The sequence below is a fragment of the Olivibacter domesticus genome (genome assembly GCF_900109575.1).
GTDB classification, from domain to species: domain Bacteria; phylum Bacteroidota; class Bacteroidia; order Sphingobacteriales; family Sphingobacteriaceae; genus Olivibacter; species Olivibacter domesticus.
This window is the reverse complement of sequence record NZ_FOAF01000001.1, coordinates 1,206,631-1,227,226: the sequence shown is the minus strand read 5'-3', so window position 1 is coordinate 1,227,226 and position 20,596 is coordinate 1,206,631. Positions and strand designations below refer to the sequence as shown.

18 protein-coding genes are annotated in these 20,596 nt (G+C 42.6%); 8 read left to right on the top strand and 10 right to left on the bottom strand.

The features are described from left to right. Positions 1 to 1,356 (top strand): RagB/SusD family nutrient uptake outer membrane protein, encoded by a 1,356-nt coding sequence (locus tag BMY50_RS05205; protein ID WP_093319611.1) that lies wholly within the window; start codon positions 1 to 3, stop codon positions 1,354 to 1,356. Positions 1,357 to 1,400: 44 nt separating this feature from the next. Here BMY50_RS05205 and BMY50_RS05200 read toward each other — a convergent pair whose 3' ends face one another. From BMY50_RS05200 to BMY50_RS05170, 7 genes are all read right to left on the bottom strand, one after another. After that, positions 1,401 to 1,685 carry a hypothetical protein gene (locus tag BMY50_RS05200; RefSeq protein WP_139202204.1) on the bottom strand — a complete coding sequence of 95 codons (285 nt, stop codon included), beginning with the start codon at positions 1,683 to 1,685 and terminating at the stop codon, positions 1,401 to 1,403. Between the two features lie 70 nt (positions 1,686 to 1,755). Then, positions 1,756 to 2,298: a MauE/DoxX family redox-associated membrane protein gene (locus BMY50_RS05195; RefSeq protein ID WP_139202203.1), complete on the bottom strand. Its 543-nt coding sequence runs from the start codon at positions 2,296 to 2,298 to the stop codon at positions 1,756 to 1,758. Between the two features lie 199 nt (positions 2,299 to 2,497). After that, positions 2,498 to 4,558 carry a hypothetical protein gene (locus BMY50_RS05190; RefSeq protein WP_093319599.1) on the bottom strand — a complete coding sequence of 687 codons (2,061 nt, stop codon included), beginning with the start codon at positions 4,556 to 4,558 and terminating at the stop codon, positions 2,498 to 2,500. A gap of 20 nt (positions 4,559 to 4,578) precedes the next feature. Beyond that, positions 4,579 to 5,574, bottom strand: coding sequence for a helix-turn-helix domain-containing protein (locus BMY50_RS05185; protein WP_093319594.1), 996 nt, complete (start codon positions 5,572 to 5,574; stop codon positions 4,579 to 4,581). Between the two features lie 65 nt (positions 5,575 to 5,639). Further along, on the bottom strand, positions 5,640 to 6,593 hold the full coding sequence (locus BMY50_RS05180; RefSeq protein WP_093319590.1) for an HTTM domain-containing protein: 954 nt from the start codon (positions 6,591 to 6,593) through the stop codon (positions 5,640 to 5,642). Between the two features lie 29 nt (positions 6,594 to 6,622). After that, positions 6,623 to 7,207 (bottom strand): hypothetical protein, encoded by a 585-nt coding sequence (locus tag BMY50_RS05175; RefSeq protein WP_093319586.1) that lies wholly within the window; start codon positions 7,205 to 7,207, stop codon positions 6,623 to 6,625. A 46-nt stretch (positions 7,208 to 7,253) separates the two neighbouring features. After that, positions 7,254 to 7,490 carry a hypothetical protein gene (locus tag BMY50_RS05170; protein ID WP_093319583.1) on the bottom strand — a complete coding sequence of 79 codons (237 nt, stop codon included), beginning with the start codon at positions 7,488 to 7,490 and terminating at the stop codon, positions 7,254 to 7,256. A gap of 250 nt (positions 7,491 to 7,740) precedes the next feature. Here BMY50_RS05170 and BMY50_RS05165 point away from each other — a divergent pair, with 250 nt between their 5' ends. The 7 genes from BMY50_RS05165 (at position 7,741) to BMY50_RS05125 (ending at position 13,623) form a co-directional block, all read left to right on the top strand. Further along, complete coding sequence (locus BMY50_RS05165) at positions 7,741 to 8,466, top strand: LytR/AlgR family response regulator transcription factor (protein WP_093319577.1); 726 nt, start codon at positions 7,741 to 7,743, stop codon at positions 8,464 to 8,466. A 42-nt stretch (positions 8,467 to 8,508) separates the two neighbouring features. Then, positions 8,509 to 9,621, top strand: coding sequence for a sensor histidine kinase (locus BMY50_RS05160; protein WP_093319572.1), 1,113 nt, complete (start codon positions 8,509 to 8,511; stop codon positions 9,619 to 9,621). A 180-nt stretch (positions 9,622 to 9,801) separates the two neighbouring features. Continuing rightward, on the top strand, positions 9,802 to 10,098 hold the full coding sequence (locus tag BMY50_RS05155; RefSeq protein WP_093319567.1) for a hypothetical protein: 297 nt from the start codon (positions 9,802 to 9,804) through the stop codon (positions 10,096 to 10,098). 947 nt (positions 10,099 to 11,045) lie between these two features. Next, on the top strand, positions 11,046 to 11,633 hold the full coding sequence (locus BMY50_RS05145; protein ID WP_093319558.1) for a hypothetical protein: 588 nt from the start codon (positions 11,046 to 11,048) through the stop codon (positions 11,631 to 11,633). Positions 11,634 to 12,122: 489 nt separating this feature from the next. Further along, complete coding sequence (locus BMY50_RS05140; protein WP_093323610.1) at positions 12,123 to 12,566, top strand: DUF5675 family protein; 444 nt, start codon at positions 12,123 to 12,125, stop codon at positions 12,564 to 12,566. A gap of 519 nt (positions 12,567 to 13,085) precedes the next feature. Further along, complete coding sequence (locus BMY50_RS05130) at positions 13,086 to 13,301, top strand: hypothetical protein (RefSeq protein WP_093319550.1); 216 nt, start codon at positions 13,086 to 13,088, stop codon at positions 13,299 to 13,301. A 109-nt stretch (positions 13,302 to 13,410) separates the two neighbouring features. After that, on the top strand, positions 13,411 to 13,623 hold the full coding sequence (locus tag BMY50_RS05125; RefSeq protein ID WP_093319545.1) for a hypothetical protein: 213 nt from the start codon (positions 13,411 to 13,413) through the stop codon (positions 13,621 to 13,623). Positions 13,624 to 13,874: 251 nt separating this feature from the next. Here BMY50_RS05125 and BMY50_RS05115 read toward each other — a convergent pair whose 3' ends face one another. The 3 genes from BMY50_RS05115 to BMY50_RS05105 are packed head-to-tail and all read right to left on the bottom strand — an operon-like array spanning position 13,875 to position 20,353. Continuing rightward, positions 13,875 to 15,548: an arylsulfatase gene (locus BMY50_RS05115; protein WP_093319536.1), complete on the bottom strand. Its 1,674-nt coding sequence runs from the start codon at positions 15,546 to 15,548 to the stop codon at positions 13,875 to 13,877. Between the two features lie 28 nt (positions 15,549 to 15,576). Continuing rightward, a complete protein-coding gene (locus tag BMY50_RS05110; RefSeq protein WP_093319532.1) occupies positions 15,577 to 17,004 on the bottom strand; it encodes a RagB/SusD family nutrient uptake outer membrane protein in 1,428 nt (475 codons plus the stop codon). 19 nt (positions 17,005 to 17,023) lie between these two features. Beyond that, positions 17,024 to 20,353: a TonB-dependent receptor gene (locus BMY50_RS05105; RefSeq protein ID WP_162276537.1), complete on the bottom strand. Its 3,330-nt coding sequence runs from the start codon at positions 20,351 to 20,353 to the stop codon at positions 17,024 to 17,026. Positions 20,354 to 20,596 lie beyond the last annotated feature (243 nt).

Sequence of the window (20,596 nt, the reverse complement as noted above, 5' to 3'; positions counted from 1 at the left end):
ATGAAGATAATAAAATTAACGATGCTATTGGCCATATCCATCTTATTCGGATGCCAAAAGGATTTTCTGGATATTAAATCTGACAAGAAACTGGTAGTACCAACCAACCTGAAAGACCTGCAGTCTTTATTGGATAATACAGAACGTATGAATATTCTCATGCCGTATTTAACAGAGATTAGCGCTGATGATTATTATGTAAGGGCAGATCGGTATCAAAGTTTGTCTAGCTTAACAATGAAATCTGCCTACGTTTGGGCGAAAGATTTTGTTTATCAAAATAATTCGAGCAGTGATTGGGACTGGCGCTACGAGCAGGTATTCCTAGCTAATCTGGCATTGGAAGGCCTGGATAAAATAGAAAGGAACAGCAATAATGCAAAAGACTGGAACAATATCAAGGGAAGTGCCTTATTTTATCGTTCGTGGGCCTTCTACCAGCTGTCACAGCTATTTTGTAAACCATACGACTCTACTACAGCTAATACTGATTTAGGTATACCTTTAAAGAGGGAAAGTGATATTAACGAAAAAGTTTTTAGGGCAACCGTCAAGGAAACTTATGAACAAATGTTAAACGATTTAAGTGAAGCGATTGATCTTTTGCCAACAGTTAGTAATCCGAAAACCCGCCCATCCAAAGCAGCGGCCCATGCTTTTTTGGCTCGCCTGCACTTGTTAATGGGCAATTATGCTAACGCTGCCGAGCATGCTGCTGCATCCATCACATTGGCAGACAAGCTGATGAATTTTAATGATTTGGACGCTACAGCGAATTATCCTGTACCGCAATTTAATGATGAGGTGATTTTTCATAGTTCTATGCTTGGTGCATTAATTTTAAGAGAGAATAGACTGATTGTGGACTCAGTACTTTTTGATTCTTATCAAGCGGATGATCTACGAAAAAAGATTTTCTTCTATTATGATGGGGAAAACAGGTACAAAGGTTCTTATGATGGTACAAGAGAGCTTTTTACGGGTCTTGCATCTGACGAGGTTTATTTGATACTGGCGGAATGCTACGCACGCTTGGGAATGACGGGGAATGCAATAGAGCTAATGACAACACTCCTGGAAAACAGATATGCAAAAGGAACAGATTTGTCTTTGGGCACGCTTAACCAAGAGCAGCTATTGTATAACATTATAGCTGAACGTAGAAAGGAATTGGTGTTTAGGGGATTGAGGTGGACAGATTTGAGAAGATTAAATAAAGAAACTGCATTTAAAGTTACGTTAAAAAGGGAATTGAATGGTGTGCAGTATGAACTATTACCAAATGAAAATAGCTACGTGCTTCCCATACCACCCAACATTATTGCAATTAATGGAATTGAGCAAAATGAGCGATGAAAAAGAGAGGAAATATCCCTCTCTTCTTCTGTTATTCTGTTCTACTATTCGGGTTCGCTATATTTTTGTTCGGGCGTTAAAGAGGGATTGGTAATAGTAGGAGTTGGAATCGAAGCATTTGGATCATCTACTTGACTATCCAAAAGTCTTGCGGCACACATTTCGAGATCAGTATCGTCTTCCTGACATTGTGCACCCGGACCATCCGGTAGATAGGTACTGGTGATTTGATTGTTTACCACTTCAAACCAGTGATCATTTGCTAACCTTTTTTTCTCTGTTTTAAATGCAAAAAAAGTAATAGCTAAGCCTAGCATAGCTACTAACATAAACTGTTTTTTTATAAAGTTTAAAAACATGTTGTTGTGGGTTTTTATAGATCAAAAAGCCCTAAAAACTTTAGTTTAAAATTTGATTTGTTATGATGCCTTTTGGCCGGCCAGCCCGCTCGGAAAGTTCTCCCCGCTTTCCTTGCGTGGTTTTTAATTTCCTGTGGAGTTTTATGGCAATGAAATTCAGTACCGTACAAGCGGTATTAAAGATTAAATGACTCTTCCAACTCATTTTGGCAAATAATCCGCCGCACGCACAAGGACGTTTTTCCCAGATCATACCACTCAGCGCTAAGGCCACATAGACGGTGAAAAAAACTAAAAAAGCCAGAGAGAGATATAGCCCTACTTGCCGGGTACTATTGCCTGCTATCAAAAAGGCGCAAACTAGCTCCACGCCCGGCAAAAGCCAGAAGACGATACCAATGCTGTTTGAAGGTATCGGTTGTCGGGCTAACTGGGCTTCAAAAACTTCATGATCGCCCCATTTACTGATGACAGCATAGGTCCATAATAGGGCTAAACTGGTAGCGATTATAAAGTATACAATTCTCTTCCAATTGATCTTGGCTATTAGTTCCTTAATGCTTTTAAACGTTTTTTTGATCATCGGATTTTTGTCCTTCCTTTTTAACAAGCGGGCTACCTGTTTTATCACCCTCTTAGCTCATGCATGTGTGCAAAAGCGCAGTAACGAAACAGCGCTTTTATCGCTATCACGGCTTCTATGAAAGCAAAATTAGTTAGCTTTTTTTGTCTGAAGGGGGTATAAATGAATACAAAAAGGGGGTATAAGTGTTGCTTTTTGGTTATTTTTCGGATGTAATTAAAATGGCGCTATCACAGCTAAATAATAAACTGTCTAGTTGATAAGGAATGACGTCCTCCTTTCGATCGAAGATAGCCGTTCGAAAAGTTTTAACGGGCGCATGAAATAAAAACTGCGGAATGGCTTCCAAGGGGATACAGATAACCGGGGTGCAAAAGGAGAAGATATGCCATAAACGTCTGGCTTCAGCTTCGTCTACAAGGATTTTGCCGCTCAACATAGACATGAAATGTGATAAGGGATGTAGGAACTCGCGTCGGTAATAGGAAATGAGATCGTTTCTGAAGCGAAGGTGTGCGGCAAAGTATTCACTGGATATTTTTTGTTGGAAGGCGGTACAAATGGATTTCGCTTGAGTAAAGGTGTCTTTATCAAAAAGGGTTTGGGGTAGTGTGCTTAGCTCAGGATAATCCTTTTGATAAGCGCGAATTAAATTGTCACGGCTATCATTGTATTGCATCTTTAAGATAATAAGATCTTTTCGTAAATGGTGATTTTTGTAGTAGTGCGGGCTTGTCAGATAGGTTGGTTTGACATAGGGTGTTTTAGGTATATATGCTTTAATAAGCCGTAAAGTTGCTATCTGTTTTTCTATCGCCTGCTTTTGTTGATGGTCGTAACGGCTATTAAACTTGTGAAATAAGTCACGGAGCCATGAGTGTTCTGCGCATCCAAGTAAATCGCGCTCCTGTTCTAATTGGTCGATTTCCTTTTGGATGGTAAGCTTTTCTTTTACAATTTGGTCTCGTACATATGCGCGGCTTTGATTTACGTGGTCAACTTCTTGTTCAATTAATCCTCGGTCTGTAAGAACTGCTTCTATATTAACGATGGTCTTAAGGCATAGCGCAATAGCTTTGGTAGTGCTCGAAATGGTTAATCTTTGATTTAATAATTGCTGGATCTGTGCCGTTAAGCTTTTTCTTGCTTTTTTATTCTTGGTTTTACGCTTATTCAAAAAGGGATAAAAGCCACAGTCTAATAAGGGATGGATCCACCAATCTTTTTTGAATTGTTGAAAGTTTTTGAACATGGGAGCAGCAATATTTGACCAATGTAATGATGATCGGTAACCATTAACGCTATCTTTTAGGTAACCAGTTAAACAGCCATTGCCATCTTGAATATTCAATGTACAGAAATTTTTATAATAAAACTGAGCCAGTCCTTTTTGTTTGCTGGCCACAATGATCCCTCTAGGTTCATTGCTAATAAATGGAATAATTGTTTTTTTTGGAGGCAGGTAGCTCTTACATCGGGCGATGAAAGAAAGATTGTCTTGAATGAATTGATTGGCAATGATTTGTTTTAGTTGAGTTGTTTTTTCAACTTTATCGGTTACAATCAAATATTCCAGACGGCTTTCTGGGCACGGAAAACTGATGCTTTGGCAGACGCTATTAGTAGTCATAGGAAGATGATAGCCACCTAAACCAGGCCAATATGGAGGCAGAGGATAGACGTGTTCAATGTAGCGCTTACTGTTACTCCCATATTGAAATAGCGCTTGGCTAAATATTTTTTTTGATATAATACCGGCAATATCAAAGAAAAATGGGGAGTTAAGGTAGTTACGTAAAGTGTTGAAAGGAGCTAATTTGTAAGGAATAATGCATACAATGTTTTTCAAGGATGTAGAGCCGTGATACTCGGATTGTAAATACAGTAATAGATTTTCTATCGTGTTCCAGTTAAGTGTATTCCCTAGCCCTAGTTGGTTCGCGAAACGATGGTTGGCAAGATGTATTTCGGTCGTTAATGTCTCAGGCACTTGTTCTTTTGTGAGGAGATGCTCAAAAAGATAGTTTGCGAGTTGGCAATGGCTCGGTATTGGTGTTCCGTCGTTATTCAACACTATTTCGGCTAGGTACCTGTTTTTCAGATGATCTCTAAGATAGATGTAATAGTGGCTTACTGTAGGAACAACATTTTGCCAGGGCAGCTGTTGCCCCTTCCAATAGCGCTGGATTTGTCCAGGCAACTGTCCCTGAAAATGGATAGCGGCGTTTAAATGCTTATGCAGAAATTTAGGTTCTTTCATAATTTTAATGATACAATTGTTTATAAACTTTTAAAAAGATCATTCGGTGTGATACCGAAATGTTTGATAAACTGTTTCCGGAAGCTTCTCATTTCCGTATAACCCATGGCATAAGCCGCTTGAAGAGGTCTAAACCCTTCTTCTTTGATTAGATGGTGAACTTCCTTTAGCCTTAAATCGGTGATATACGCTTGCAAGCTATGTTCATAGGCCTGTTTATGTGAATAACGGAGTCGGTAAGGACTAATATCAAATTGATAGGCGATGTAGGAAATAGTGTAGATATTACCTACCTCAATACTGTCTTTGATATATTGTCTGATCTCTGCTAATCGTTCAACAGCCAGCCGGATATGTTGCTGCCGCCGGTAAAAAGCCGTACGGGCAATAACAATGAGCCGGATAATGACCTGCGGAATTTCTCCTTCCAGTTCTAATGCATCTAGTTTTTGGATATGTAATAATTTGTTTAAATGGCGTATAGTATGTGCGTCAATGGGTAACCTTAAGCTAAATGCAAACTCTGGGTGTTCTTTCTTTAGTCTATTCAGTAGGTCTTTGATAAAACGTAAGGATGTATCCTGAAAACGTAATAGCAAGTCTTTATCCACCACAAAGTAAAATACTAAATAACGACCATCTTTCTCAAAATAGCTGTTATGATCGCCAACGGGTACATAAACCGCGCGATAACTTTTTTCCTTTGTTTTTAACTGTGCTTTTCTCTTTTCATGGTTTACTACCAAGAGGTATTCATCTTCCAATTGATAAACCCAATACAGATTGGAAGCGTTGCAATGTAGGGTAATGGATAGGTCAATATCGGTTTTGACTTCGCCGAGATATAGAAAAATATCCTTGGTTTGGTAATATTGTTCTACCACTGTGAAGGCGCTGTGCTGCCAATAATTACAATGTGCATAGTTTAAACGGTAGGTAGCCGATTGCGGTAACGTATGACTTCGCGCTATATCGCCAAGCGCTTGCGGAAATTCAAGTTGTATCTGTGATTCCATAATGTGTTCGGTTTGTTTGATGGTAGTTGGTTGGTTCTTGATTCATGTGAATCCAGTTAGATAGCTCATAACTGTTCCTCCTTTCTATTTGGTTTACTTCCGTCCGTTGGCTTCGGGGGCTTGGGCCGTGCCAACCGCTTTAGGTAATGGGTTAATAAACAGGTGGAATATTTTTGGGATGGGCCTCCGATCAGCCAGCTGATGATGTTTAAAAAAATCATCACAAGGGAGAAAAGGTATAACCCCATTGTTAAGGCAATTAAAAGATGCAGCACGATAATGCTGTATAGTATGGCATTCCGTACCCTTGGCATAAATAGGGCAAGTGGGTAGCTGAGCTCTAGCAATACAACTGCCAGCCCACCAACTGTAAAAAGCCAGTTCGGAAAATAGGGGAGAAGGGCCTGCAACAAATGCTGGGTATGGAAATAGGGAAGATGCAGGGCCTTCCAGAGTGCTTGCCCGTTCCACCAGTCATTCCCCAACGCTTTATCCAGTCCGCTGAAAAAATATACAAGGCATAGGTGGAGCCTTAAAATGCCCAGGCATGTGTTTGTTTGACGGTTGGAAACACGCGGTGAACGAAGCATCCATTGGTCTATGCTACTACTGCGCTGTGTTGGGAATACCAAACAATAAAAAAGCAGGATATTGCAAAAATAATCGGCGCCATAACTGTATTGTGGCAGCGCTGTAAAGATGCTGATGTGAAGAAATAATAGAAGTAGGGCGGCAAACTTGGTATGCATGCCGAGTACCAACAGCACACAAAGATTTATATAAAGCATATATAGCAACCTGAAAGCCCAGACCTCGCTTAAGTCACCATGTTGGCTAACCCATTGGATTAATTGGGCCAGCGTGAACGTTGGCGAGACATGCTTCAGCGCGAGCAAAGGCGCGTCCACCAATCCGTCCGGTGTGTAGAGTAAAAGAAAATCAGTTTCCAGGCTGAGAACAGGAAGTATTAGCAGGCAGGCTGTTCCAACACGGAAGTAGCCCAAAACTGGTATGTCCATGGTGTCGTTAATATGATGATTAATAGAAATTATAGCGCGTATTGCTGCTGGTATACCAACCGATAGCTGCTTGCTGTGGTATCCCGCGGGTGTTGCGGCTGCCTTGAATGATGCAGAAATATACGGCTGACAACTTTCGTTGCCTGCGGTTGGCTATGCCCGATGTGCATGCTCAGGTTGTATAAGATAGCCCGTGCATAGCGCACATCATAACGCGTACTGTCTTTACTGTTCGATGGATCAACCAATGGCTCAAAAGAGTCCAATAACCGCGCATAGCGCAGTACACCGGGCTGGCTTCGAAGGGTCGGCCCGTTCTGGGTACTGATTAATTTTCCTGTTTTATCGTATAATTTAAACTGGGTGATGTATTGGCTGCCCACGCGGGGAGCAAAGAAACCGAAGAGGGTCTCCGTGCCGCTATAGGTACTATATAGTTTAATCGTGGGTAGGTTTACGAAAGCATGGATGTTTTCCTGCACCCAATGCAGTGCCTTATAATCATGCTTGGGATGCAGCAGTGCAAAGCTTTGAAGAAGGCTGAGGGCATTAAAAAGGATGATACATAGCAAATGGAAGCTAATGGCAATTACCAGGAAGAAACGTTTAGGCATAATAGGTTCTGTGTTGGCCGGCCTGCGTGCAGGCCGGCGCAGATGGTTATTGATCGTAGTTGGCTAGCACGGCATCAAACATGGATTTATTAAGGGGTTCGCTTGGCGTATCTTTTATATACAGAAAATGTTTAAAGACGCTTTGGGCAGATTCGTATTCAAATTCGAAGTCCGCTTCTGTTATCTGAGTTTCCACGAGGCTGGGCAGTACAGCGCTAGAGGGTAAGAAGAGACCGAAAAAGAACAGGGCTATAAAAAAGGCGGTGGCAAATAATGTTCGCATAATAATGTAATTTATTGGTTTACAGCCCCAATTTGTACTTATTTAGGCCCGAAATCCAGCAAAAAGTGATGAACAGCTTTTTTGGGTGACGAAGGCTATGTTTTGGGTGACTAAAAAGCTGAATAGCTTGAGCATTGATAAAAACAGGCCTTAGATTTGGGTTTAAGGCCTGTTTTTGTTAAGTTTGCGTGAACCCCCTAAATGCTAAAATTGCTTATCGGATTTTTTTGAATCTAAACCAGTATAATCTATGTTGGAAGCAATTGCTATTGATGATGAGCCATTAGCGCTTCAGGATTTTCTAAAAGAAGTGGCACCTATTAAAACTTTTCAGGTAATCAGAACCTTTACCGATGCTGAGGAGGCGATCGATTTTCTTGTCGATTACCGTAAAATCGAAGTGATATTCTGTGATATTGAAATGCCAAACCTCTCAGGAATGAAAACGCTCGAACTCTGCCGGAGCTTATGTGATTATTTTATCTTTTTAACAGCCCATCCACAGCATACATTGGAAGCTTTTGGGAAATTATGTGATGCTTACATGCATAAACCTGCTATGGAAGAAGATATAAGGAAGCACATCAATCGTTTTATTGAAATCCGTGCGAGCGCACCTATAAGAGAAGAAATTTTACCGCGAAAAATGTGGGCGCAGACCATGAAGCCCATCAACGGAAAGCACGCGAAGATGCCTATTCTTTTAGAGGAAGTGTCGCTGATAACGGTGATTGAAAATTACGTACAGTTTACCTTAGTGCATAATGTGGATGAAATATTTACGGTAAAAAGCTCACTGGCCAGTATACTTAGAACCTATCCCGATCTTTTTGCGCAGGTAAACCGCTTTCAGTTAGTTGCAAAAAGCTATGTGGAGAGAATTCATGATCAAACCGTATACCTAAAAACTGGCCAGACAGCCAGTTTGACTTATAGGTATAGTAATGTGTTCCGTAACAAGCTTTTACTGCCTTAGCCTGCTAATTTTCTTCAGGAATGATTCATTAATTTTTTTGAAATGCCATTAATTGACCAACCTATAAAAACCTTAAACCGTAATCAGCTGATCTATTGGATAACATTCGTAATCCATATGATGAAAAATGGCTGGACGCATGTTGCCGTATGGGAGCTCCGCATTTTTGTGGAGCTCAGCCTTGCAAGTTACTTCATTGTGGAGGAGATGGATGTCTTATCGAGCATCCTGTTTCATTATGGCTATACCATATTGATGTTTTATGCATCTGTTTGCCTGGTACTCCCCTTAGTAACCAAGAGATGGAACTGGCATGTCATCTGGAAAATGCCTTTAGCACTGCTGCTCGAATTTTTGGTGGTATGTGGGCTTATAATATGGGTAAGTATGGCTTCAAATGCGCTGGAATTCTCATATACGCCAAATGAATCGTTATCGGTGGAAATAGTTAATCTAAAAGGGGTGCTTGCTCCTTTTATGAATTACATCCCTTTTAGCATCGTGTATTATGTGCTGATTAGGTTATTTAACCTGGCACTGAAAAGTCTTAAAGAAGGTAGATTGCAACACAAGATGACGAGCACACTGAAACGCGAGCTATGGCGGGCCGAACTGAATCCGCATTTACTTTTTAATCTGTTAACTTCTATCAGGGGGTTAATAGATGAAAAGAGGAGTCGTACGGTCATGAGCCAGGCGATCAGGTTGGTGCGCTACTATGTGCATACAGCGGGTAAGACGATCTCGCTGTCTGAGGAGATAGAAAACTGCGAGCTTTTAATAGCGATCAATAAATTCCGCTACGGGGATGCTTGCTTTTTTAATGTCAAAATTTCCAGCAATCTGGGCACGCTGCGCATCCTGCCAATGGCTGTTCTTTTACTGGTAGAAAATATCTTTAAATATGGTGATTTCCGTAACGAAGAGCAGCCGGCACTGTTAACGATCGATTATCATGAAGGTTGTTTAGTGATTCAAACAACGAACAAAATTGCCACTAACACCGCAAATGATAGTACCAAAAAGGGATTGAAAAATCTGCAGGAACGCCTGCATGAATATTATCGGGAAGATGGTAGGCTTACGAGCGAATTGCGGGGTAATACCTTTGTTTCCATTGTAAAAATCAACAATATAAAGCATTATACAGGCTAATTTGTTTGAAATTTACTGTCCAAATCACATTTAATACGTATTTTAGGGCTTAACTAAATTATTAACCTTCCATCTCCATCGGGATAATATGCTTTAGAGGTATGTAGATTTGTTGGGTGGTGTTTGCCTCATTGTCGTTTATCGGGCTTAACCTGCAGATGGTTTTAAACACCGCAGAACATGAAGCAATTCAACCTTATAGGCAAACTTATTCTTAAAACATTAATAAACATTCACGATTTGTTAAAAGCAATCCTCGTGCAGAATAATGCACCAAATAGCTGCGCGCAATGCGCGCAGGCCTCCGTAAAGGTGCTGGATAATGCCGATATAAAAATCATGCTTAAAATAGGAGATACCAAGCTTTACCATCTCAAAAAGAAAAAGATACTTAAAGTATATGATCTCGACGGCAAAGACATATATCTCGAAAATGAAGTAATAGAAGCCATCCGCAATACACTGCGCGATCGCTAACAAAAAGGCTGCAACGCACACGGTCGTTGCAGCCTATAATGAGCCTAGCCCCGCTATAGCTTCTTGCTAGGATGACTATAGCTTCTTGCTAGCTTCACTATAGAACCACTATACAATCTTCCTGCACTGACCCTATAAGGACCCTGCTTCAGTACTGCCTAAGCCCTGTCTATATTATAGTTATTCGTTATTGGTTATTAGTTATTCGTTACCCGTTATTGGTTATTAGGAGACAAGGCAACATTAAGTTATGAGTTGTAGTTATGAGTTGTGCGTGATACCAATATTAACGCCAATGCAATAGTCAGTAACGGCACGCATGCAGGACCGGCTTCATTTAATGGTTGTGAATTGCCAGTTGTGAGAGGCGGGCGCACTAGTAAACCGCCAAATAAAACTACGGCACGAATGCGGGACAGGCCTCATGGAAAGAGCGTAAAGAAGATTCAGGATAGCTATGGCCTGAAAATCCTGTGAGGAAGCGAAGGGTAGGAATGTGCGTAGGAGCGGCTGCACAGGATTGCGCGTAAGACCTGAATCTTTAGCGATGACCATGAAGCCTTGAATGTTTGGTTCTTTATGTTCAAGCATAAAGAACAATAAAAATCTTTAGCGAAGATTATGAAGTCTTGAATTTATTCACCATTTGTTTGTTTCAAAGGTGTTCATGAGCTCGAAGCAGAGCTTCTCGGTTTGATCCTTTTTTTCAAGAAAAAGGATGAGAAAATTTTCAAGCATAAAGGACAAGAAAAATCTGTAAGAAAAAGCACATAAAAAAATCAATATTCTTCATAATCCTTCATAAATCTTCTAAAATCATTTCAACAAGCTGAAAATCAATAATTTATAAAATATTTTATTAACCTTTGCCCTTGTAAGTCAGACGAATGGGTACCCGGAAAAGCTTACATGAACAGATTTTTTAACAATTAAAAATTATTAAGATCATGGCAAAATCGAGAGACAATGTAGTAATGCAGGGAGCAAGCGGAACAGTAGGAAAGATGTTGGTATTCCGTCAGCGTGGCGACAAAACAATCATCGCCCGTAGACCGAGAAACGGTGCCGAGCGTATCTATTCACCCGACCAGTTAAGAGTGCAGAACCGTTTCTTAGATGCATCGCTTTACGCACGTAAGGCCATTGAGAATCCGGAGTTAAAGGCAGCTTACCAAGCGAAGGCAAACATCAATCAAACAGCCTATAATGTAGCCTTTAAAGATTTCTACACCGCACCAACCATTAGACGTTTAGACGATAGGGCTTATAATGGAGTGATAGGCGATCTAGTATCCATTTTAATAAAAGACGTATTGATGGTAAAAGAAGTGATGGTCGAGATTCAAGATGAAGAAGGAGCGATTATCGAGGCAGGCTATGCAGAGAACGTCGATACCCAGGGCATCGAATGGTACTACACAGCTACGGTTGATAATACCGACTATACGAATAGTATCATCAAAGTGACCATGACCGACACGCCCGGCAATACCTACTCCGAGGTGAAAAGTTATGGAGAAGACACCAACCCGTAACAATCAAAAGTTCTCTGGGCCTTGTGCCCAGGAAACTTTTAACGAAAACGGATATGTAAACTACGGCACGTTCCTTTAGTTACTTGTTGTCAGTTATTGGTTATTAGAGGCCAGTGAACTAGTAAACGATAGCTAAGACTACGGCACGCTTGCAGGACTGGCCTCATTTAATATTTGTGAGTTGCCCGTTATGAGTTGCGAGTGACGGAAATATTAACGGTAATGCAATAGTCAGTTACGGCACGCTTGGAGGACTGGCCTCATAAGGAACTTGTCCGCCCACTGGCGGATGAGCGTTAAAAAGATTCAGGATAACTATGGCCTGAAAATCATGTGAGGAAGCGAAGGGTGAGGATGTGCGTAGGAGCGGCTCCACATGATTGCGCGTGAGACCTGAATCTTTAGCGAAGACCATGTAGCCTTGACCTTTTGCTAACTTTTGGGTCAAGCCAAAAGTGGAACAAAATAGTTAAGAAAATAAATAAGAAAATGATAAAACTATTAAGAATCGCCGAAGGCGCACATACTACACTCGGTCAGTTATATATTAACGACCTCTTTCAATGTTACATCTTGGAAGATAAAATAAGGGAACAGAAAATTCCCGGAGAAACCGCTATCCCAGCGGGCAACTATCCTCTTGTTTTAAATAAAACAGCTGGTATGAATAGCAAATATTCAGTTAGATATGCTTCTATTCATAAAGGGATGGTAGAGATAAAAGGAATACCAGAATTTACATTGGTATTCTTTCATATCGGTAATTACCATACGGATACAAGAGGTTGTCTTCTCACTGGGAGTTACTATCAACTGGTGAATGGAGATTACCGTGTGCTCCATTCGGCTGATGCCTATAAAAGGGTTTATCCTTTACTAGTACAAGCCGCTGAAGAAGGGAGGAGGTTAATGGTTGAGACGTTAAATTGTTGAGTTGTGGAATCGTTAAGTAGGAAAATAGTTGAGTAGCATGTTGCATTGCTAAATAACGTCACCCTGAGCGGAGTCGAAGGGTCTGTTTGAGATCTCTCCACTCCATTTCATTCCGGACATGACGATTTCATTTAAAGCTTCAGCACACTAGCAGGAACGACCTCATTTAATATTTGTGAGTTGCCCGTTATGAGTTGCGAGAGAGACTGCCACGGCTCACACATACCGATGCCTCGCAGTGACGGAAATATTAACGGTAATGCAATAGTCAGCTACGGCACGCTAGTACGACCGGCCTCATAAGGAACTTGTCCGCCCACTGGCGGATGAGCGTAAAGAAGATTCAGGATAGCTATGGGCCAAAAATCATGTGAGGAAGCGAAGGGTGAGGATGTGCGTAGGCGCGGCTGCACAGGATTGTGGGTAAGACCTGAATCTTTAGCGAAGTCCATGGAGCCTTGATCTTTTGTAACTTTTCGATCAAGCGAAAAGTTAATAAACATTTTTAATTAAAAAACAATGAAAACACCAGAATTAATAACATTACTAGGTACAGTAATCAGTATACTACTCTCTATTATAGCTTATTTCCTAAAACAGTTACATGGAAACTTTAAGAAGATGGAGAACGATATGAGCTTCATGAAAGCGAGTATTCGCTTGATGAAAGCTGAGTTGAAATCGAATTACAATCTGCTACGACAGCGGATGGAATTTTTAGAGCGAAAAATGTAAATATTTAGTTTAGTTAAATTAGTTATTACAATTGATACATTGATGCTTATATCTGATATATGAAGCCTTATGTCTTAATACTTATGTCTTGATACTTAAATCAAAAATTATGAAAACTGAAATAACTGATAGAATAAAGTCTCCCACACCAAAGTTCTTCAAAAAAATAAGAACAATAGGTTTAACTTTAGGAGCAATAGGGGGAGCGCTACTGGCAGCTCCCATTACCTTACCGGTAACGGTAATAAGCATAGCCGGTTACCTGGCTACTGCAGGAATTGTCGCATCGGCAATATCTACCGTTGCGAAAGAGGACAAGTGATCTCTACAATGGAGTGAAACGGTAAAGGGGGAAACGGTCAATTTCCCCCTTACGTGTAATACTACAAATTTATATGTTATTTACGGCCTTTTCTGTTGCGCGTTGCCGCTACATGTAGACATCGAAATTTGTTGGCAGATAAACCATATGATAAAGTCGTTGTTGTTTGAATTTTCCATTTTCTTGCGTTTGCAAATATGGCAATCAACTTGGTTAGATTGGACATATTGATGTCAATTTTATTGCCATTTCTATTGTCTCCGTTCATTCGCTCGCAAACTGTCTAACATTTGCTCCCACGGGCGTACTTGATGCGTATCGGCCCATTGCTGCCAGGCAGCTGCCATGCTTTTAAGTTTTTGGGGCATTGTTGTGGCTAAATCATGCTGCTCGGTTCGGTCCTGCCGAATGTTGTAGAGCTCCCATTGATGCGTTTTTCCTTCTTCCCAAGTCATTACCGCTTTGTAATCGCCTAAGCGAACGGCCTTATTACCTTCGTGTTCCCAAAAAATAGCTTGCTTATGTATGGGCTGGTTGATGCCCGATAACAAGGGAGCAAAACTATTTCCCACTGGGGAAGGTACGGCTTTTCCATTTTTATTGCTCGAATAGCGGGCACCCGAGATATCCACAAAGGTAGCCATCATATCGGGCAAAAAGCTATAGTGGTGTATAAGGGAGCCGTTTAGTTGCTGCGGAATTTTTGCTGGCCAATGGGCAATGAAAGGTGAGGAGATCCCTCCTTCATGTACCCAATGCTTATATTCGCGATACGGTGTATTGGAGGCATTTGCCCAACCTTTACCATAGCTTAAAAAGAAACCTACCTTGGTTTCCAGATTTTCTTTTTTACCGCCTCCCAGATCACCTCCTTCGGCGCAGGCACCATTATCATTAATAAAAACAATAAGGGTATTATCATACAGTTTATTTTTCTTTAAATAGGCTACTAGTTTACCGATATTTTGATCCATACGATCTACTTGGGCAGCATATATGGCACGTCTCAAGGCCATTTCATCTTGCTTTTCGGGGGGCAAGGTATCCCAGTTGAAAATGTCTTGCTTGCTTAAAGCCCAATTTGCATCCACGAGGCCCATCTGTTTCATGCGTTGATAGCGTTCTTCGCGCAGTTTCGTCCATCCTTCGCGATAACGGTTGCGGTATTTATCAATGACTTCCTTGGGTGCCTGTAAAGGCCAGTGGGGAGCATTGTATGCTAAATAAAGGAAGAAAGGCTGGCCGCTCTTTTGCTGGTGGTTTTCATCGATAAATTGAATAGCATGATCAGTAAAGGCATCCGTGGTATAATAATGGGGATCTTGCGTCGAAATGTTTTCGTTGTTCAGGGTGATGCCGCGTGGCGGAGCAGGTTGGAAATAATTGCTGGCACCATCTAAAATACCGTAAAAGCGATCGAAGCCTCTTTGTAATGGCCATTGCGTTTTCTGCTCCATACCGAGATGCCATTTACCGGCCATGAGGGTGGTATAGCCCGCCGTCTTGAGCACTTCTGCCAGGGTATGGGTTTGAGGGCTCATTTCACCGCGATAACCGGGAACATGATAATCGTGTTGTTCAAAATTTTCGTTTGGATTGGTCATATGGCCGATACCGGCCTGGTGGGGATATAGGCCAGTCATCAACGAAACACGTGAAGGGCAGCAGCGTGCTCCGTTATAAAACTGCGTAAACCGAACACCGCCTGCCGCTAACTTGTCTAGATTGGGTGTCTCAATTTCACCCCCGAAACAGCCGATGTCTGAATAGCCCATATCATCAGACATGATCAGGATGATATTGGGCTTTTCTGATTTTTGTGGCCTTTGCGGATGGTTTCCCGAGGTGAAACTGCTGTTACCCAGCAGCACGAGTGCTGCTAGGGATAGCGTACAAAACCGTTGTGTTTTTTGAAATAATTTCATGTTACTGTCAAATTAAAATGATCTCTAATTAATAACCTTCATTTTGAACCAGTTGAGGGTTGGCATCCATCTCGCTTTGTGGGATGGGAAACAATTGTCTAAATGCTTGCGGGCTTTTGCCGCGATCGGTTGCGTTCTGTAAAAATTGATCGTGCCGCAACAGGTCCTGTCTTCTTCTACCTTCGCTGAAAAACTCCCATTTGCGCTCGTCTAATACCAAGGCTATAAAGCGCGCCTGATCTGAAGCTGCTGAACTGGTATAGGGTGCTAAACCGGCCCGGGTGTGCACTTGGTTAAGATAGGGAAGGGCGTCGGCGATGCTTCGGCCCGCCATCACATCTGCTTCTGCTTTGATCAATAGAATCTCCGCATAGCGCAAAATAGGAAAATCCATGCCACCGTGCCGTTCAATCTGTGCTGGATCAAGAGGATATTTGAAGCTCCGTGGGTTCTGGTATTCCACGCCAGTGGTCAAATCAATCACGGCACCCTTATTATTGGTGTATTGGGTAAGTATCAGTGCCTTGCGCTGATCATCGGTGGCAAAAGAGTTGTAAAAGGCGACGGGTAAACATACCTGGGTGGCGGTATTCATTACATCAGTGGGGTACCCGGGAGGTAAGGCATTGGCAATCCAGACATTGCCATAACCCGATAAGGCCAGAGCCGGTGCCGCATAAATCATTTCTTTATTGCCTTCGTTGGCCAATGCAAAGAGGCTGCGCACGTCGGGCCATAGCTCATATTGCTGAAGATCGATAACCTGCTGTGCGGCATCGCTGGCTTTTTCCCACTGGCGGGTTTGTAAATAGTACTGCGCCAGCAGGCCTAAGGCGGCGCCTTTGGTGGCCCGTCCGTATAGGGGAGCGCTTGTACCTAGGTTTTCTGCTGCTGTTGTTAAATCACTTTCAATCTGTGTGCGGATGTCGGCCTCGGAGGCGCGCGGCAGAAACAAATCGTCCTGCTGGTTCACCAGCGGTACGCTACCAAACCATCCGTATAAATAGGCATAGGCAAAACCTCGTATAAAGTGCATCTCACCGCTTAACTGAGTTTTTGTTGCCTCATCCAATTGTGGGTGGTTGGGAATCGCCTCCAGTAGCAAATTGGCATCTCGGATAGCCCGGTAATTGCTTCGCCAGAAATCTTGTAAATAGATTTGCGAGGCAGACCAAGTGAAGTCCATAAAAGGCTGAAGATTACCGTTTAATAATCCTCTGAAGTTAACCAATACATCCGTACAGGATTCTTCTACATAAATGCGGTTTACGCCGGCATCACCTGTTAACAGGATATTTTGATAGGCAGAGTTGGTGATGGCTTCCACCCCTTCTTTGGTTTCCAGAAATTCGGATGAATATTGAGAGCCTGGCTCGACATCCAGGAATTGTTCGGCACAGCTACTAAGTAGGCAGCTGAACAGGAAAGCGAGGGATATTTTATATAATGTATTCATGAGGAGCTTTTTATCTTAATTAAAAGTTGAGGTTTAAACCCAGCATATAGGTTCTGGAGGCTGGATAGGCATTCCGATCATAGCGAATGTTTCCGGTACCGGTGGCGTTAACATCGGGGTCAAAACCGGGATAGTCGGTAATTAGTGCCAGGTTCTGGCCGGATAAGGAAACGCGTAGGCCTTTTATTGTTTTGGTGTTTTTTATAGGAATCTGGTAAGAGAGCTGCACGTTCTTTAGGCGGATATAAGAAGCATCAAGAATGGTGTAGCTGTTTGTTTTGGAATATTGCAACTGTGCGATGGATACGCCGGATGGCCAAGTATTTCCAGGGTTTTCTGGCGTCCATCGGTTTAATAGTGGGGTGGCCATGCGGTTTCGATAGGGGTCGTTTGCATAGAGCGCATCTACCGTTTGCCAATGGAAAAGGTCGGCACCAAAGGCTCCTTCAAAAAAGATGGTTAATGCAAAGTTTTTATAACTGAAATCATTGCTTAAGCCTAATGTGACATCGGGATAGGGGTTGCCTAGCACCACGCGGTCGCGTTCATTGATTACCCCATCGCCATTGACGTCGTCCCATTTTGGATCGCCGGGTTTAGCATTTGGTTGGGCGGAAGCGCTTGCTTCTGCTGCTGTTTGGAAGATGCCGACAGACCGGTAGCCGAAATAGGAAAAGAGGGCTTCACCGGGCCTAACCAAGGTGGTGGGCTCATTTGAAGGTACATATTCGCTGATACCACCTAAGTCATCTACTTTATTGGTGATTTTTGTTACATTGAAGGTGCTGCGCCAGTTGAAATTTCCGGTCAGGTTTTCTGAGCTGAGGTACAGTTCGATACCCTTATTACTGATTTTTCCGATGTTTTCGGTGTAAACAGCAAAGCCTGATGAGCTCGGAATGGGGAGGTTGAACAACAGGTCTTTGTTGGTTTTTATAAAATAGTCTATACTTCCACTAAGCCGGCTACCCCAGAAGCCGAAGTCTAAACCTATGTTGGTTTGCTGACTGGTTTCCCATTTTAGATTGGGGTTGGGGATGCGGGCGGGGGATATGGCGGTTTGAAGGGCGCCCCCCAGCACGACATTGCCGCTGCCGGAGTAGGTTGTTAAACCGGTGCCTATACCGATATCGTCATTCCCGATCTGGCCCCATCCCACGCGCAGCTTTAGCGAGGAAACGGTAGGTGCTTGTTTTAAGAAATCTTCTTCGCTTAGGTTCCAGGCAGCAGAGAAGGAAGGGAATATACCAAAGCGGTTGTTGATGCCGAAATTGGATGATCCATCGGCACGAATGGTTCCGGTGAAGAGGTATTTGTTTTGGTAACCATAATTTACCCGGCCGAGGTACGACAACAGGCGTCTGCGACCAAAATAGCTGCCCGCGGTATTGAACTCAATAGTGCCCAGACCGAGGTTGTCGCTACCAATGACGTCCGAAGCAAAACCTTTCGTACCGACCCCTACGGTGCGCTCATCAAATTGTTGTACGGTGGCGCCGGCAAGGACGTTTAGGCTATGCTTCTCGCGGATAGTTCTGTTATATTTTAATAATGCCTCTACCAGGATATTGTTCAGGTCGCCTGACTGTACGGATGCGCTCCCATCTACGGCATTTCCAACTTGTGAGATGCGGCTGAGGTATAAATCACGCCTTTTGTTCGACCTATCAGAGCCAATATTTAAGCGTGCTTTCAAACCCGGAATGAGCTCGTATTCGCCAAAAAAATTGGCTAAAGTTCTATTAATACGGTCTGTTGCCTTTTGTCCTTCTACAATAGCCAGCGGATTATCAAGGGTAACGGATACGGGCTCGCCGCTCTCTGGCCGATAGAAAGTGCCGTCTGGATAATAAATGGGAAATATGGGCGGTGTATTGAGTGCGCTATTAATAGCATCAGCATCCTGGTTGATGGAAAAGCCGTTGACTGGAACGGAATAGTTGTTTTCCTGGGAGGTATTTACGTTAAAGCCGAATTTAAATTTATCGCTAACGGTATGTTCAAAGTTTAAACGCCCCTGTAAACGCTGGTATTTGGTGTTGGGGATGATCCCCACCTGATTGGTATAACCTAATGACGAATAATAGTTTGATTTTCCTACACCGCCAGATAGGGAAAGATTATGGTTTTCGTTATGGCCATTTTTAAATAAGGCTTTTTGCCAATCTGTTCCTTTGCCAACCGATGTTATAAAATCCTGATCAAAGACTGGCTTTTCTCCACGATCCCGGGCGAGGTCATTCATTACCTGAATATAATCTTTTGTAGAAAGCACATCCATTTTTCGGGCGATCTGGGTGAGGCCATAGTTGCTGTTGAAATTGGCCATAAAAGCACCGCCACCTGTTTTGGTGGTAATCAAAATAACACCATTAGCACCTCTAGAGCCATAAATGGCTGTTGCTGATGCATCTTTTAATATTTCGATCGAAGCAATATCGGCGGCATTGACAATGTTCAATGGATTGGCTGGTGGCATATCACCGCTAAAGGAGCTAGACCCTTTACTATTGGCCGTTGCACGGTTGTCTATCGGGACACCATCAATCACATATAAGGGTTCGTTTCCGGCATTGATAGAGCCGATACCTCGAATCCGGATGGTACTACCGCCGCCGGGCGCATGGCTACTTTGCGTAATCTGGACACCGGGCGCGCGTCCTTGCAATAGCTGATCTGCAGAAATGCTGTTGACGGTGTTCAGGTCTTTCGGACTGAGGGAGACAACGGAACCGGTAACATCACTTTTGCGCAGAGAGCCATAACCGATTACCACTACCTCTTCTAATTTGGCATCGCTCATCTTCAGTACGATATGTCCTAAATCTGCCGTGGCTTTTATTTCGAGGCTTTCATACCCTATATGGGATATACGCAAGGTGCTTGTACTGGGAACATTTTTGAGCAAGAAGTGCCCGTTCTGGTCTGTACTGGTGCCTTGCGGGGTTCCGATAACTTGAACCGCGGCACCTACAAGGGGCTTCCCGTCGCCGTCGTAGATGCCACCACTAAGGCTTGGCTGCACCGCTAAACTGTTTACTGCTGATGCCGTAGGTTTTTTGGTTTTAATAACAATTTCTTTATTGACAATAACAAAACCAATACCGCTGTTTGTCAGTATTTTATGCAGAGCAGATGCCAGGGGCTCCTGATCAAAGGCAACCGAAATAGGTGGTATATCTTTGATGTATTGCACATTGTAAATAACAGAGTAACCTGTTTGGTGTTGAATATCTTTGAAAATTTCTCTTAGCGTGGCTTTGTCCTTTTTCAATGTTAGGGTCTGGGCCAAAGTGTCAGCGTTCGACTGGAAAATGAAAATCATCAACAGCAGGCACGTTAATTTCATAATTTTCAATATTTTTACGAGGTAAGCCCTCATGCTATGATTGTAATAGCTTTTTAAATGAATAAGCATCAATAATTATTTCTGCGGCATAACCGCGTACCTTACCTGCTTTGTGTACATTTGTATAAGCAGGCAAGGTTCGTTAAGTTTGCCTAGGTTTTGACTGATGGAGAACCTTCATGTTTGAGCGCTGGAGGTTGATCCACATGAATTAAATGTAAAAGTCGGGACATATCCGGAGGG

Excerpts from the sequence above, each read along its gene's own strand:
- BMY50_RS05200 (WP_139202204.1), bottom strand. The coding sequence starts at position 1,685 with ATGTTAGTAGCTATGCTAGGCTTAGCTATTACTTTTTTTGCATTTAAA.
- BMY50_RS05185 (WP_093319594.1), bottom strand. The coding sequence starts at position 5,574 with ATGGAATCACAGATACAACTTGAATTTCCGCAAGCGCTTGGCGATATA.
- BMY50_RS05180 (WP_093319590.1), bottom strand. The coding sequence starts at position 6,593 with ATGGACATACCAGTTTTGGGCTACTTCCGTGTTGGAACAGCCTGCCTG.
- BMY50_RS05170 (WP_093319583.1), bottom strand. The coding sequence starts at position 7,490 with ATGCGAACATTATTTGCCACCGCCTTTTTTATAGCCCTGTTCTTTTTC.
- BMY50_RS05175 (WP_093319586.1), bottom strand. The coding sequence starts at position 7,207 with ATGCCTAAACGTTTCTTCCTGGTAATTGCCATTAGCTTCCATTTGCTA.
- BMY50_RS05125 (WP_093319545.1), top strand. The coding sequence starts at position 13,411 with ATGAAAACTGAAATAACTGATAGAATAAAGTCTCCCACACCAAAGTTC.
- BMY50_RS05110 (WP_093319532.1), bottom strand. The coding sequence starts at position 17,004 with ATGAATACATTATATAAAATATCCCTCGCTTTCCTGTTCAGCTGCCTA.
- BMY50_RS05115 (WP_093319536.1), bottom strand. The coding sequence starts at position 15,548 with ATGAAATTATTTCAAAAAACACAACGGTTTTGTACGCTATCCCTAGCA.
- BMY50_RS05190 (WP_093319599.1), bottom strand. The coding sequence starts at position 4,558 with ATGAAAGAACCTAAATTTCTGCATAAGCATTTAAACGCCGCTATCCAT.
- BMY50_RS05155 (WP_093319567.1), top strand. The coding sequence starts at position 9,802 with ATGAAGCAATTCAACCTTATAGGCAAACTTATTCTTAAAACATTAATA.
- BMY50_RS05195 (WP_139202203.1), bottom strand. The coding sequence starts at position 2,298 with ATGATCAAAAAAACGTTTAAAAGCATTAAGGAACTAATAGCCAAGATC.
- BMY50_RS05160 (WP_093319572.1), top strand. The coding sequence starts at position 8,509 with ATGCCATTAATTGACCAACCTATAAAAACCTTAAACCGTAATCAGCTG.
- BMY50_RS05205 (WP_093319611.1), top strand. The coding sequence starts at position 1 with ATGAAGATAATAAAATTAACGATGCTATTGGCCATATCCATCTTATTC.
- BMY50_RS05145 (WP_093319558.1), top strand. The coding sequence starts at position 11,046 with ATGGCAAAATCGAGAGACAATGTAGTAATGCAGGGAGCAAGCGGAACA.
- BMY50_RS05130 (WP_093319550.1), top strand. The coding sequence starts at position 13,086 with ATGAAAACACCAGAATTAATAACATTACTAGGTACAGTAATCAGTATA.
- BMY50_RS05105 (WP_162276537.1), bottom strand. The coding sequence starts at position 20,353 with ATGAAATTAACGTGCCTGCTGTTGATGATTTTCATTTTCCAGTCGAAC.
- BMY50_RS05140 (WP_093323610.1), top strand. The coding sequence starts at position 12,123 with ATGATAAAACTATTAAGAATCGCCGAAGGCGCACATACTACACTCGGT.
- BMY50_RS05165 (WP_093319577.1), top strand. The coding sequence starts at position 7,741 with ATGTTGGAAGCAATTGCTATTGATGATGAGCCATTAGCGCTTCAGGAT.